This is a genomic window from Mesobacillus jeotgali, assembly GCF_900166585.1.
Taxonomy (GTDB): domain Bacteria; phylum Bacillota; class Bacilli; order Bacillales; family Cytobacillaceae; genus Mesobacillus; species Mesobacillus jeotgali_A.
Genome location: NZ_FVZC01000007.1, coordinates 559,722 through 574,360, shown reverse-complemented (window position 1 = coordinate 574,360; position 14,639 = coordinate 559,722). Strand labels below are relative to the sequence as shown.

Annotated in this window: 9 protein-coding genes; 3 read left to right on the top strand and 6 right to left on the bottom strand. The window is 43.2% G+C overall.

Features of this window, described 5'->3' with window-relative positions; translation table 11 throughout:
• Positions 1–5: 5 nt before the first annotated feature.
• Positions 6–872, top strand: a complete 867-nt coding sequence (locus tag B5X77_RS04170; RefSeq protein WP_079505381.1) for a YitT family protein — start codon at positions 6–8, stop codon at positions 870–872.
• 342 nt (positions 873–1,214) lie between these two features.
• A protein-coding gene (locus B5X77_RS04165; protein WP_257391716.1) for an IS3 family transposase occupies positions 1,215–2,545 on the top strand; the annotation gives its coding sequence in 2 pieces (ribosomal slippage) (positions 1,215–1,596 and positions 1,596–2,545; 1,332 coding nt in all).
• A gap of 64 nt (positions 2,546–2,609) precedes the next feature.
• On the opposite strand, the gene B5X77_RS23640 is transcribed toward B5X77_RS04165, so the two are convergent.
• The 5 genes from B5X77_RS23640 to B5X77_RS04145 all read right to left on the bottom strand — a co-directional run bounded on the left by B5X77_RS23640 (position 2,610) and on the right by B5X77_RS04145 (position 12,030).
• A complete protein-coding gene (locus B5X77_RS23640; protein WP_257391715.1) occupies positions 2,610–2,744 on the bottom strand; it encodes a hypothetical protein in 135 nt (44 codons plus the stop codon).
• Between the two features lie 24 nt (positions 2,745–2,768).
• A complete protein-coding gene (locus B5X77_RS04160; protein WP_079505379.1) occupies positions 2,769–4,256 on the bottom strand; it encodes an amidase family protein in 1,488 nt (495 codons plus the stop codon).
• A gap of 112 nt (positions 4,257–4,368) precedes the next feature.
• Entirely contained in the window at positions 4,369–5,511 is a 1,143-nt protein-coding gene (locus tag B5X77_RS04155) for a DEAD/DEAH box helicase (protein WP_079505377.1), read from the bottom strand.
• A 309-nt stretch (positions 5,512–5,820) separates the two neighbouring features.
• Positions 5,821–8,208: an immune inhibitor A domain-containing protein gene (locus B5X77_RS04150; RefSeq protein ID WP_079505375.1), complete on the bottom strand. Its 2,388-nt coding sequence runs from the start codon at positions 8,206–8,208 to the stop codon at positions 5,821–5,823.
• 342 nt (positions 8,209–8,550) lie between these two features.
• Positions 8,551–12,030, bottom strand: a complete 3,480-nt coding sequence (locus B5X77_RS04145; protein WP_079505373.1) for a bifunctional 2',3'-cyclic-nucleotide 2'-phosphodiesterase/3'-nucleotidase — start codon at positions 12,028–12,030, stop codon at positions 8,551–8,553.
• 282 nt (positions 12,031–12,312) lie between these two features.
• Here B5X77_RS04145 and B5X77_RS04140 point away from each other — a divergent pair, with 282 nt between their 5' ends.
• Positions 12,313–13,365: a M20 family metallopeptidase gene (locus B5X77_RS04140; RefSeq protein ID WP_079505371.1), complete on the top strand. Its 1,053-nt coding sequence runs from the start codon at positions 12,313–12,315 to the stop codon at positions 13,363–13,365.
• A 25-nt stretch (positions 13,366–13,390) separates the two neighbouring features.
• Here B5X77_RS04140 and B5X77_RS04135 read toward each other — a convergent pair whose 3' ends face one another.
• Positions 13,391–14,572 (bottom strand): zinc metalloprotease, encoded by a 1,182-nt coding sequence (locus B5X77_RS04135; protein WP_079505369.1) that lies wholly within the window; start codon positions 14,570–14,572, stop codon positions 13,391–13,393.
• Positions 14,573–14,639: the final 67 nt, after the last annotated feature.

Below are 14,639 nucleotides of genomic sequence, written 5' to 3'. Positions count from 1 at the left end.
AATTAGTGGCAGCTACAAAGAAAAAAAGAGTGATCAAAGAGGTCACAAATATTATAACAATCACAATTGGGGCTATCATTGCGGCATTCGGGCTTGATATGTTCCTCGTGCCCAACGCAATCCTGGATGGCGGGGTCATAGGGCTTTCGATTATCGCAGCAGAATTGACCAACACCTCGATGAGTATATTCCTGATTGTGTTCAACCTGCCCTTTCTTTATATTGGGTACCGAAGGATGGGCTTGAAATTTACGCTGCGCACCTTATACGGAGTCATCATTTTATCCGGGGCAACGGCGTATTTCCATCACTTTGACCGTGTGACAGATGATTTATTCCTGGCAACCATCATTGGTGCCGTCATCCTTGGAACCGGTGTCGGCCTCGTTATCCGCGCTGGCGGAGCACTGGATGGCACCGAAATCATCGCCATTCTAGTCAGCAAAAAGCGCACCGTGTCGGTGGGACAGATTGTCATGATCATGAATTTTTTCATCTTTATTTTGGCCGCCCTGCTTGTGTTTAGCTGGGATACAGCCATGTACTCAATCATCACTTATTTTTTCGCGTTCAAGATGATTGACGTAGTCGTCGAAGGAATGGAAGAGTTAAAATCGGTGACCATCATTTCCGATGTCCCGGAAGAAGTCGCTGAAGCCCTGTTGAAACAACTAGGCCGCGGCTTGACCTATATCCAGGGCCAGGGCGTTTTTTCAAGCGAACCGAAGAAAATCATCTACACCATTGTCAGCCGGATTGAATTATCCACCCTGCGTTCAGTGGTCGATGATATCGATCCCAATGCGCTCATCGCGATTGAAAATGTAGCCGATGTCTCGGGAAGCAATTTCGATAAAGGGACCGGGCATTGATTGCAAGATTTATTTCGGTTGTTTTTCGTGGATGTGATCAATGTATTCTGACTGATTGACTAATTGTGAATGTGGTCGATATATTCGTGCATGTGGTCGATATATTCATGAATGTGGTCGATAAAATTTAAAATCGACTGATATGTCTTCTAATGTGGTCGATAAATCATCGTTTTAGCCAATATTGATAATTGGATTTAGGATAGAATAATACCTATTAGGAAAAAAAGTGCCCTGGCATTCTAAAGTGTACCCTATAGAGTAGACACCTAAAAAAAGTCTACCTATAGGGTACTTTTTTGTATAATTAAGCAATACAACATGAGGGACTGGAGAAGGGTTATGAGTAAAAAGACATTTACAGAGAAAGAGATCAAAAAGCTTTCAGCTAACAAATATGTTAAATCTGTATCTTCAAAAGGAATCACCTATACAGATGATTTTAAGAGTTTATTTATCGCAAAAAAAGAATCAGGCAAATTGGCGAGAGAAATATTTGAAGAGTGTGGGTTTGATGTAGAAATCTTGGGGACGGATAGAATTAGGTCAGCCAGTAAAAGATGGAAGAAAGCATACATGGAGAATGGTGTGGCTGGACTGCGTGATACCAGGCCTGGAAATTCAGGGCGTCCGAAAGACAGAGAACTGTCATTAGAAGAGAAAAATGCCCGCCTGGAGGCACAAATCAACTTACTAAAGGCGGAGAACGAGCTGCTAAAAAAGATCCGGTTCGCGGAAAGGGGGATGAAGAAGTAGCCCTCCCCCCTTGCCAAAAGTATATCCTTATTCGTTCAGTCATTGAGAAATATAAGCTGAAGAATATGGTCAGCTATCTATGTGCGGTATCAGGTGTTTCAAAAAGTGGTTATTATAATTACTTTTCAGTGGACTCACAAAAACGAAGAAAGCGAAAAGAGGAGAATGATCAGCTGGTTAAAGAAATCATTCTAAAAGCCTTCCAATTCAAAAAGCGTAAGAAAGGCGCACGCCAAATCAAAATGACATTGGCGGGTCAATTTAGTGTTGTCTACAATCTGAAGCGCATTCGCCGAATCATGAAGAAATACGGTATTATCTGCCCCATTAGAAAGGCCAACCCTTATAGGAGAATGATGAAGGCCACCCAAGAGCACCGGGTGATGCCAAACCTGTTAAACCGTAAATTTAAGCAAGGGATACCTGGAAAAGTTCTGCTTACTGATATTACTTATCTAACTTACTGGAATGGACAAAGAGCTTACTTATCCGTCATAAAGGATGGGTCGACAGGTCAAATCCTGGCTGAGTATTTATCTGACCGGATGACCATGGAACTCGCCATTAACACCCTGGACAAGCTGAAGAGGAATCGAAACTTCAAGAAGGCTAAGAATGCGTTAATTCACTCTGATCAGGGGACTCACTATACCCACCCTGATTTTCAGAAACTCGTCAAGAAGCTGGGCTTGCGTCAGTCAATGTCCAGACGTGGAAACTGTTGGGACAACGCCCCTATAGAATCCTTTTTTGGCCACCTTAAAGACGAGGTTGATATAAAAGCATGTAAGACTTTAGATGAACTGAGAAGTGAGATAAGCAAGTATATTACTTACTATAATAATCAGAGATATCAGTGGAATCTAAAGAAGATGACCCCTGTTCAATACAGAGATCATCTTCTTAAAACTGCATAGGTTTTTTTTAGAATGTCCTTTACAAAGGGTACACTTTATTCTGGTTGCCAGGGCACTTTACTGTTTAATCAATCGGATTGTTTAATTTCTTTTCTTTTTGGCCGGTTGTGAATTCAACTAGTTCTTCCGGCGTGTTATTGCCTTTTTTCTTATTGTTGTTGCGCTGGGCGTTTCCGTTGCCAAGCTTTTGTCTACCCATGCTTCCTCGCTCCTTTTAATGGATTCATGGAGTAGTATGGATTTTTTCCTTGGCATTTATTCCAAGCACAGGTGCCCGTCGGACCCTGGTTGCCTGCTCGTAGGCATAGGCAAATCTGATCAAATTCGGTTCACTGAAGGCGGTGCCTGAGAAGGTAATTCCAATTGGCTCCCCCTCTTGTGTATAATCAGTCGGGACTGTAACTGATGGGTATCCCGCCTTTGATCCTATTGTGGAGCCATCCATCGGGAAAAGCACCGCATCCGCTCCGTATTCCCTCAGGGCATAGTCAATCCCCTGCTCTCTTGCCATATAAAGATTATATTCAAGTTCTTCGAGGTACTCAGGTTCTGTCAAGGTCCCGCTGGTTGCTTCTGATTCAAGCAGAACTTCCTGGCCATACTTCAGCATTTTTTCGCCGTGCTGATAGTTGAAGGCAATCACATCAGCCAGGGTTTTAACAGGTGCATTAGGTCCTAATCCGTTCAAATAAGCATTGAGGTCAGCCTTAAACTCATAGCTCAATACCTTGTATCCCCAATTTGCTTTTGAAGCCGGGATAGATGCTTCCACTACCTCAGCGCCGAGCTCAGCCAGTTTATCAACCGCGTTTTGAAAAATAAGTTCCTGTTCCTCGGTCAATTTTCCACTATAGTCTTCCCTCACAACAGCAATCTTTGCTCCTTTAAATGCCTGGTCATCAAATAAGGAATCGTGGCTGAACTCTGGTAAAAGCGCCATGGTTGCCGGGTCCTGTGGATCCTTCCCAGCTATGGCTTCCAAAAGATAAACCGCATCCCTTACTGTCCTTGCCATCGGTCCCGCGGTGTCCTGGGTGTGGGCGATCGGTATGATGCCGCTGCGGCTGACCAGACCGACTGTCGGCTTGATGCCGACAAGTGAATTTTGCGAGGAAGGATTTAAAATTGAACCATCTGTTTCGGTACCGACCGCCGCTGCAGCCAGATTTGCTCCAATCGCTGCGCCAGACCCTGCGCTAGATCCACCGACTTCGAATTTTCCAGGTCCATATGGATTCAGCACCTGCCCGCCTCGTGAACTATAACCGCTCTTCATGCCATTTGCCATAAAATTGGCCCACTCAGTCATATTCGTTTTCCCCAGGATGACTGCACCAGCTTCCCTGAGCTTAGCGGCAACAAAGGAGTCCTTCCTGGCAATGGAATCTTTCAGCGCCAGCGAACCAGCACTTGTATGCATCTTATCGCCAGTATCGATATTGTCTTTTATTAAGACTGGTATGCCATGCAGCGGACCTCTTGAACCTTTTTGCTTTCTTTCAGCATCCAGTGCAGCAGCAATGTGAAGAGCATCCGGATTCAACTCAATTACAGATTTAATTGTTTTATCAAAAGCAGCAATCCGAGCCTGATACATCAGGACGAGATCATGCGAAGTCAACTCACCGTTCTTCATTTTTTCCTGCATTTCATCAATCGTTGCTTCCGGAAGCCACTCTTCCATCATTGTATTCAAACGTAGATTTTTCAAAATCAACAATTCCTTTCAAAATTAAACTATGGAATATATTCTTTCTCTATAAGGAAATCCCTTCATTCTGGACAAAAAAGCTATAGGCTGCAGCCTATAGCTTTAAATTCACTTATTCAGCATCCACAATTTTGCCACCGTGAAATTCTTTTTGCACTGGAGAAATATTGAGTGCCTTGCAGAATTTTTTTAAATCGCGTTCTTCTCTTTCATTTACAATCGAGATAACTGTGCCTTCCGCACCAAAACGGCCTGTCCTGCCGGAGCGGTGGACGTATTTGTCCTGCTCTCTCGGGAAATCGTAGTGGACCACATGTGTGACGCCTTTAATGTCCAGGCCGCGCGCCGCGATGTCGGTGACAAGCAGCATCTCACTGCTGCCTTCGCGGAACTTTTTCAGGTATTTCTGGCGGTCCTGCTTAGTAAGCTCGCTGTGCAGCTGACCAACTTGAATTCCTTTGAAGTTCAGTTTTTCAGCGGTGATGGTCAGGTTAGGGATATCTTTAATGAATACAAGTGACTTCGTTCCATCCAGACGGGCTATCTTCTCGAGGATTTTGATTTTGTCACGCTGTTCGCTGAAAAAGTAGATATGCTCGACTTTTGCCGCATCAATCGTTTCATCCTTCTTTACCTTGATGATTTCAGGATCGTTTCCCAGCCTGTTGATTGATTTTTCGACGGTCTCTGGCAGTGTTGCTGAAAATAATAAAAGTTGCCTTTGATCAGCAAGTGTTGATTTTACAATACTTTTGACCGTTTCATTATGTTCCGGTGTCAGCAGCTGGTCGCCTTCATCCAGTACAACTGTGTGGACTTTGTGCATCTTCAGCTTTTTCTGCTTGATCAGTTCATTTGTTCGGCCAGGCGTTCCGACTATAATATGCGGACTCTTTTTCAGCTTGTCCAGCTGGCGCTTTAAATTGGCACCGCCAATGAGGCTTGCGGACTTGATTCCGCTGCCTTCTCCCCACTTCTGGATTTCCGAAAGGATTTGCATGACCAGTTCCTGTGACGATGCAAGGATGACTGCTTGAGTATTCTGCATGCTGGCATCGATTTTATTGAGAACAGGCAGCAGGTACGCCAGGGTTTTACCAGTACCAGTCGGCGATTCAGCCGCAACATCTTTTCCTTCTATTATTAATGGGATTGTCGTCAATTGGACTGAAGTCATCGCCTCGAAGCCTGCCTTTTCCCAGGCCTGCTGGAGGAATGGCTTCAATTGAGCGATTATAGGTTGAGTTTCTGACATGATTTTCTCCTTCACGTAACATTCTAGTATTGATACTAGCTAAAACACGATTATAAGTCCAGTATTCCCCCGATAAATACCGTTTTTTCACACTTTTTAGTCAGGGAAAGTGACGATGAGTTATTTTATTGGCGGAGTTCACAATACTATTGCGATATCGACAACTTTCTTGCTAATAATTTAAGTGTTTCGGCGATTTCACAGTATTATTGGCGAAAATGCCATGGTTATTAGCGACTTGGAAAAAAGTCGTGTTTTTTTCCAGTTAAAACAAAAAAACCGGGCGAGAATTCGCCCGGCATAATATTATTATTTACGGATCCAAACTGCACCAGCAGAGTTGTCTTTCGCTTCGCCGATGACCTGGAACTTCAATCCGTAGTTAGGCAAGATTTTGCCTGCATCCGGAATCAGTGTGTTGATATACTTGTTAGAGTCATTAAAAGTTGTCACACCTGGCAGTCCTTCGTAAGTATATTCACCGCGTGATGGTGAGTTGATATACCACTCTGGTGCCTTATCAAGTGAGAATGCTGCGTCAGCGATCTGATAACGCGTGCTCTGTGAAACAGTAGGACTTCCATTTTTAGTACCTACGATTGCTTCTGGATGTGAATCAACTACTCCAATGAAACCTTCACCTGGGTGAACACCTACCCAGTTGTCTGTAAAGCTGTCGTCACCGTACCAAACAACCAAACCAGTGTTGTACTTAACGCCGCGGCCTTCAATCAAGCCTTTGTCAGCACCAGCGTAGTTTCTCCACTCAAGGTAGTAGTAGTGATCTTTATCAAACAAGCCGTTTGAAGAGATGAAGCCATCAAGAGTCACTTGCTGAGTGCCTTCTGCATCATCAGAAAAAGCAACTGCGCCGTCAACAGTCAGGCTCAGGTTGTCCATTGCAAATCCTTCTGGAGCAAGACCGCCATCTGTTACATATTCAAAAACAAGCTTCACTTTCTGTCCTGCGAATTGGCTTAAGTCATAAGACTTATCTACCCACTGGCCTTTTGATGATTCCATTCCGTCGGCAGTGTTTTCGTCACCAATTACATCTAATTTAACTGATTTGCCGTCAGCAGTAACTGCATTTACGTATACATAGTCATAATCAAATTCTACTTCGTACCATGCTTTGTAGTCGAACTTTGCTGCAGTTGCAGATGTCAGATCGAATACTGGTGTTTCCAATGCAGTGTGCAGGTCATCACCTTTTGTGCTGTAATAGTACTTTTCACCGAAACCAGGCTCAATGCCTTTAACCTTCTTCTTAGGAAGATTCACTTTAACAATCCCGTTATTTTTAGACTTTGTTACGCTTTGGTCGATGACCGCAGTCAAACCATTTTTATCGATTTCGTCATAGTTCACTTCAGTGATGTTTGCCCAGTTGCCGCCCATCACTTTTTGGAAGAACTCTTTGTTTTGTGGAGAGAAGCTTGTAGGCTCAGTTCCTGCTACTGCTCCATTCCAGCTGCCGCCGCTCATGATTGACCATGATGCAACCGGCTCGCCCTGGCCAGTGTACTGTGTGTCGTACTCATCCGGAAGACCTAAGTCATGTCCGAATTCGTGTGCGAAAACACCAACAGCTCCATCTTCAGGCTCGATTGTGTAATCATATGCAGCCATTGATCCGCCCCAGTAAGGAACTTGTGCTTTTCCTTCTGTTCCTGGAACCTTATAAACTCCATTTAATACCCAGCGGTGTGACCAGATTGCATCGTCACCTAGTGCTCCGCCGCCAGCTTCCTGGCCGACACCAGCGTGAAGGACCATCAAGTGGTCAACAAGTCCGTCCGGCTCGTTTTGGTTGCCGTCGCCATCCAGGTCGTAAAGGTCGAACTGGTCAAACTCAGAAAGGTCAAGACCGCCTTCAACGGCTGCTTTCAATGCATCTTTTACAAAATCGCGCGGTCCTTTTGGACTTAGGTTATCATGGCCGCCCTCTGGATTGTCATCACCGTAGTCAGCTGCATTGCCTGGTACCGTTACCCAGTCAGTTACAGTTCCATCGACAGTGTAGCTTCCGCCAGACTGTTCTTCGTAATATTGCTTGAATGTCTGGACCTTTTCACCATTAAATAGTGTAAACTCTTCGTCACCGAACAGCATTTTTTCATAATGTTCACGGCTAAAGTCGTCTGAATACATATAGCCTTCTTCCTCCTCGATATTGTTGTGCTTGAAGTCAGCAAATTCAGCTAAAAGAACAAGAACCTTATCCTCTCTTACTTCACCATTGTAAGTAGCCTGTTTTGCAGGATCTACTTTCGCATAACCTGTCGGCTTGCCCTTTTTATAGTTGTCATGCCCTTTTTCAAGCTGCTTGGTAAGCTTGTCCTTTTGCTTTGTTAAAAAGTCCTTGGACTTCTTGGATAAGGCATCTTCTGCAGTATGCTTGTCTGTCTTACCCGACTTAGCACCCTGCTTTTTCTTGATATATTCTGTTACTGCTTTGTTGATTTCTTCACTGGAAGCACCTTTGGCAATCAAGCCACGCTCCTGTAACGCTTTTGCCAGGCGATCCTGGTCAACGATGTTCAAATCGATAGGTGCTGATTCCGGAGCAGTTGCTGCTGCTACAGTCTTAGTTGCCGCTGGTGATCCAGCAAACGAACCAGCAAATAATGTGGAAGCAAAGACAGCGCTTGCCGCTACGCTGGAAAGGACCTTCAACGTACTTTTCTTCTTCAAAAAGATAACCCCCTGCTATTTTCCAAGTTTTGATTTTTCATATATTCTGAAGAATCTGATTGGATTGTAGCAAGGTTTTGAAATATTGTAAATTTTTATAATATAATAATATTTACCTATTAATTTTCGCTTTTGCCGCCCGATACACGGGATGAAAAAATATAACTGAGTACATTTTCCTGTTTTTGTTTCAAAAGCACGTGTCATTTTTGCTATTTTTACCAAGTATATTATTGGGAAATTTTCTTCGAGTTTCCAAATTTGATTCTATAGTACTAGTAGGTAAATACTGGTTTTTTGCATAAAAAAGGAGAGCGCATAATGCGCTCCCCTTCTAAAGTATTAGTTTAGTTTCGTTACACGGCCCTCGATTTGAGGATTAACTTCACCGTGTGCCTTAATATAATTCACCAAAGCATCCAAATCGACTACATCGATTTGCTTATCAGTAATGGTCGCAAGGATTGCGTACCCATCACCGCCTCCAGCCATATAATTATTGACTGTGATTGAGTATGTTTGATTCATTTCAACAGGTGTTCCATCATTCTTTGTGATGGATACGATACGATCTCCAGCTGCTCTTGAATCATCATATTTCACCTTCAGGCCGGATATAGGCATGATTCGGACTTTACTGCCCCACTGCTGCTCTAACAACGTCTTGATCACTTCACCTGTAACATTCATCGTTACAAGGTCATTTCCGAACGGCTGGACAGTAAAAGCTTCTTTCCAAGTAATTTGACCTGCATCAATATCAGCACGGACTCCGCCAGAGTTCATGAAGGCAAAATCAGTGCCCGTCTGCCAGCGCATGGAGTCAGCAACCAGGTTACCCATCGCTGATTCACCAGCAGCACTTGTATCACGGCTGATATAGGAAGGAGTTGTACCAATCACTTCATTCAAAATTGGTGCCACATCTGCTACATAGCGGTCAAGCATCGCTTTAATTTCAGCATCTGGCTGAATTTTGTCACGGAATGTTGATACGACTTCAGACTTTCCAACCATGACATCCTTCGTGACAGGGTTGATCAATAAGTCGACATCTGAAAAAGCTGTACCTGATGAATAAGACTGGACGACAATTTTACCGTCTACTTTTGTATTTGTGAAAGCATGGTTATGTCCGCCCAATAACACGTCCACTTCATCATCTACATTTTGAGCAATTTGGACAAGCTCTTCTCCTGCATCAGACCCATCTTGTTTTGAGAAAGATGGATTGTGTGCCAAAACAACAATTGTTTCAACACCCTTAGATTTTAATTCCTCTGTATAGCGGTTGATTGCTGCAGTTTCGTCCGTGAACTGGACCTTCTGAACAGCACTTGGAATTACGATGCTTGGAGTATCAGATAAAGCTACCCCGATTACCCCAACTGGAATTCCATTAACATCAATTACAGTGTATGGATCTAAAACATTTTCACCAGTCTCTTTGTATACAAGGTTAGCCGCAACATAAGGGAAGTTGGCGCCTTCAAATTCGCCATACTTTTCTACTGTTTTCGGATGGCTTCCACCATCGATTAAACGCATCATTTCTTCAATGCCTTCATCAAACTCGTGGTTCCCAACTGTACCTGCATCAAAACCTAATTCATTCAGGATTTTAATTGTTGGCTCGTCCTGCAGCAATGCTGATACCGGGGAGCTTGCTCCTACCGCATCGCCTGCATGAAGCATCAATGTGTTAGGATTTGTCGCTTCACGCTCTTTCAAGTATGCAGCAAGGTATTCTACTCCTCCTGCATTGATTTTAGAGTTGTAAGTGTCCAGCTGGCCGTGGAAGTCATTGATCCCCAATAGCTGAAGGCCGATTGGCAAGTGAAGATTGAACTTTGCAAATCCACTGTCCAAATCTCCTGCGTATTCAATTAAGCCACTCTCTGGAACAGCTGTTTTGGCTGCTGGCGTTGAGTTGAATGTAACATTCACCGGTTTACTTACGCCTGCGAAACTCCAGTTATTGTCCGCAGATGGATCGATCGTTCCAACTTCACGGATGTAATCGATAACTGCCTGGCGATTTTCATCCGGATACATTTCAACTGCAGTCTGATTTACCACACCAGGGAATGTACCAGTTGCACGGTAGTTGTTCGTAACAACCAGGAACTCTTGGTTAAGATCAATCGGCTGACCATTGTATTGCAGGTTCTTGATACGGTTTGCATTCTCGTTTACCTTGTTACCCTTTGGATCATATTTTGCCGGTTCGGTTACATCGATTTCATAAGTAACACCATCGATGACATCATAGTTGTATACTGCGAAGTTAGGATTGATGAGCGGCTGCTCTGCATTGCTATCTTCATCAATCTGGTTGAATTGGCCCGCAGACATTTCAAGCCATTCTTTTACATCGCTTCCTTTAATCTTAATTGTGGATACTGTATTAGGATACAGGTAAAGGTCCGCAACGTTTTTAATCGCAATTGTTCCTTTAGGGATATAAGTATAATCACTTGCTCCGCCTCTTCCTGATTTGAACGGTGCTCCGGCAGAAAGAATTGGAAGATTCTCATCAGGTGTTCCTTTTACCTGCTTTTCAACATACCATTTTTGTGCATTCGTCACGATCTGGATTGATGGATCGTCTTGAACCAAAGCGAAGTAACTGTGAATGTCAGCTTCCGTGTTTCCAACTGGCTGATTCACATATTTCACTGTGCCTTCATGATCTTCTTTTACTGCTGCTAAAACTTCCTCATCTGCTTCCACTAAAGGAGTTTTATTCTTCTTGTCATAAATTGCCCTAAGCTCGGATTTGGAATTTTTAACGCTCCACTTTCCTTTATTCTTGGCAATCGTCAAGTCCATTACGCCAAGCTGATTGCCCCAGTTTCCAGCCATGACAACAGGCACGCCGTTGATTGTTCCATTGGCAGCATCTACTCCAGGAAGGCCCTTGAAGTCTCCAGGAAAAGTTAAATGGTTGTGACCAGTGATAATCGCATCAATTCCCTCAACAAGTGAAAGGTCGTATGCAGCGTTTTCTTCCATCTCTACAACTTTCTCGTCACCAATCCCTGAGTGAGAGAGGGCGATAATGATATCAGCGCCTTCTTCCTTCATTTTTGGGATCTGCGCTTCAACAGATTTTACAATATCCTTCGTGATGACCTTGCCATCAAGATTTTCCTTGTCCCATTGCGTGATTTGCGGCGTTACTGCTCCGACTACACCAACCTTGATCACGTGGGTCTTGCCATTTTCATCTGTTACTTTTTTATTTAAAATACTGTATGGCTTAAAGTAATTTTCGTCATTATCAGGGTTATCGTCACCGTCATCCTTGAACACGTTTGCATTCACGTATGGCATTGGCGCGTCATCTAGTACTTCATCAAGGTAGTTTAGGCCATAGTTAAATTCATGGTTGCCGACTGTGGCCCCATCATAGTCTAGTAGTTCCATAGCTTCGAAAACTGGATGCTTTTCTCCGTCTTCCAGAACATCAACCTTTGCTTTATAATCACCAAGCGGATTTCCCTGAATCAGGTCTCCGTTGTCGAATAGGAGATTATTCTTTCCCTTTTCCTCTGCCCTTGCCTGCTTAATTAATGTAGCAGTTTTCGCCAGACCGAATTCATTCGTCTCAGCATCTTTATAATAATCATAGTTTGCTATATGTGTATGAATATCTGTAGTTCCCAAAATACGAAGCTGTACTTCAGCCTGGGCCGGCTTTACAGGCTTATCAGCCGCAAATGTTTTATATGAAACAGGTCCTGCTAATACCGATAATGCCATAGTTGTGGCAGCAACGGATTTTCCCAACTTGCGCAAAGGCTTTTTCAAGAGGTCCATCTCCTTAGTGATTAAATTGGTAGAACACGACTTTAATTATAGTAGGATTCATGTAAATGGAAATGGACTGATAGACCTGAATTTTTTAAATTTTTTATTAAGTTATTGGAAACTTATAGTACTATTTTCCTTATATATGATTAAACCCCTGAAAAAGATTCATATTTAACGAACAATATATCTATCATTATTCCTGATAAAGACCTACTATTTATTTATATGTGTTAAACCATTAAGAAGTGGTAAGTGTATTGTAGAACCTTTTTGAGGAGTGTTGAAGGAATGAAAGAATTGCTAAAAGAATTGATCCTGATTGACAGCTCCACAAGGGATGGGGCCAATCAGGCAGTAGAATTTTGCAGACAATGGCTGATTGAGCATCAATTGAAGCCAAGTTTGATTGAGAATAATGGATATAAAATGCTGGTCTGCGAGATTGGCGAGGGAGATAAAACAATCGTTTTCAATGGCCATGTCGATGTTGTCAGCGGTAAAAAGGAACAATTTGTCCCCGTTGAGAGGGATGGCAAAATCTATGCCCGCGGTGCAGCGGATATGAAGGCTGGCGTAGCTGCAATGATGGTCGCTATGAAGGAATTACGGAATCAAAAACCTGGTGTTAAAATCCAGCTGCAGATTGTATCTGATGAAGAAATTGGCGGCATGAATTGTACTGGCTATCTCGTTGAAAACGGCTATCGCGGAGACTTCGTCATTTGCTCTGAACCGACACAGCTTGGCATCGCCCTGCAGGCCAAAGGTGTCTTGAGACTTGAAGTAGAAGTGACTGGAAAATCGGCTCACGGCAGCCGCCCATGGGAAGGCGAGAACGCGATTGTGAAAGCATACAGAGTTTACGAAAAACTGCTGGAATTGCCTTTCACGAAAGAAAGTTCCGACTTTTATGAATCACCTTCTGTTAATCTAGCTATCATCTCAGGTGGTGAAGTATTTAATAAGGTACCGGATCGTTGCGAGATGTCATTAGATATACGCTATCTCCCTGGACAGAATCCCGATTCCATTATTCAGGAAATTGAAAGCATCGCTGAAGGCAAAGTTACCGTCGGCTTGAAGGGGATTCCGGTTGCCACCAAGCAGGATGACCCCTTCATCACCCAGCTGAAACCTGTATTGGAAAGGCATAACGATGGCGAAGCTGCCATCTTTGGCCAGCATGGAGCCGCTGACACTCAGTTTTTCGCGGTCCATGGAATTCCAGCAATCGAATTCGGCCCAATCGGTGCAAACTGGCACGGAGATGACGAATATGTCGAGCTGGAATCAATGGAAAAGTATAAAGATATTTTAATCGATTACATCAAAAGCTATTAAAAAAGACAGCCACCCGGCTGTCTTTTTAACTGCTGACACGATATTTCTTTATCCATGAATAAAGCAATAACCCCAAAACCAAAAGAATTTGCAGCAAAAAGACAACCGAATCCCAGAATCGAAGACTGCTTACCGGCTCAAGAAAGCCCGGCAGCATCATTTGATTCACCGCGAAAAACAATTGCGGGATGTAGTAGCAGGCGGTGATGGCGATGGTTAGGAAGATGCCTGCCAGATAGAAACCTGAGTATCTTCGGACAACCTTTTCTTCCCCTTCGAATGTTTCAGTTTCCGGCACTCTTAGGAATGGAAGCCATTGCGCGAGAAAGTTCCGGCCATTTTCCATTAAGTTATAACAGCCAGTTTTATTTTCTATTACATAGTAAAGATCGGTCTTCATAAAAACAGCAGCCTGATAAATGAGGCGGATGAAGGTATCTAGTACCACCAACTTTAATAATCCCATCATAAACGAAGATTCGGTTGTGAAATTTTGAGCCAATAAAGCCATGAATAGTACAACACTATCAAAGTAGATACCTGCCAGATAAAGCCTATTCCGCTTCTCAGGCGGCAATTTCCAAACCTGCGACATATCCGTTTCAAGCACCACAAGAAATAACCGATGGCCAATGCCAATCTTCGCGGGAAGTCCTTCTGACCTAGCTGCGAGCACATGGCCGAATTCGTGGAGCAGGACAAGAATGAAAGTTATAGCCATCCAAGCAACAATATTTTGAAGCATGAGATCAAAAGCGAATAAATCCGAATAGCGTGGGAATAGAGCTGGGTCGTAGAGTACCAGACCTACACTTCCGATAAGTAGACCCAGATACAGCTTTGAGCTTGTTGAATTGAAGAAGATACGGCCGAGACTTATAGGGATCCATGAATTACCCCATTGTTCTTTCTGTCGGCCTAAACGTTTTAATATTTTTTCGCCGTCCATCTCGCTAACTAAGTCAAGTTTAAGGAGTTGAGAGACAAAATCAAGTAGGACTATATCTTCATCAGGATATTTAGCAATCAATTCTTTTTCCACGTCATCAAGTGATTTTTTTTGATTTATCAAATCGATCGCAACAATACAAACTTCTGGCATTTCGTAAAATTCACCACTCATTACATCTTCAACAATATAATGTTTGTGATCTTTACGAATAGCCAGTTGTTTGAGTGAAACATGAGTTTCATAGGTAATATCCATGCCCATCACCTTATTAAAGTATTAAAAAGGGATGTTTGCAGAAAACTTAACATCCCTTTTTTTCATT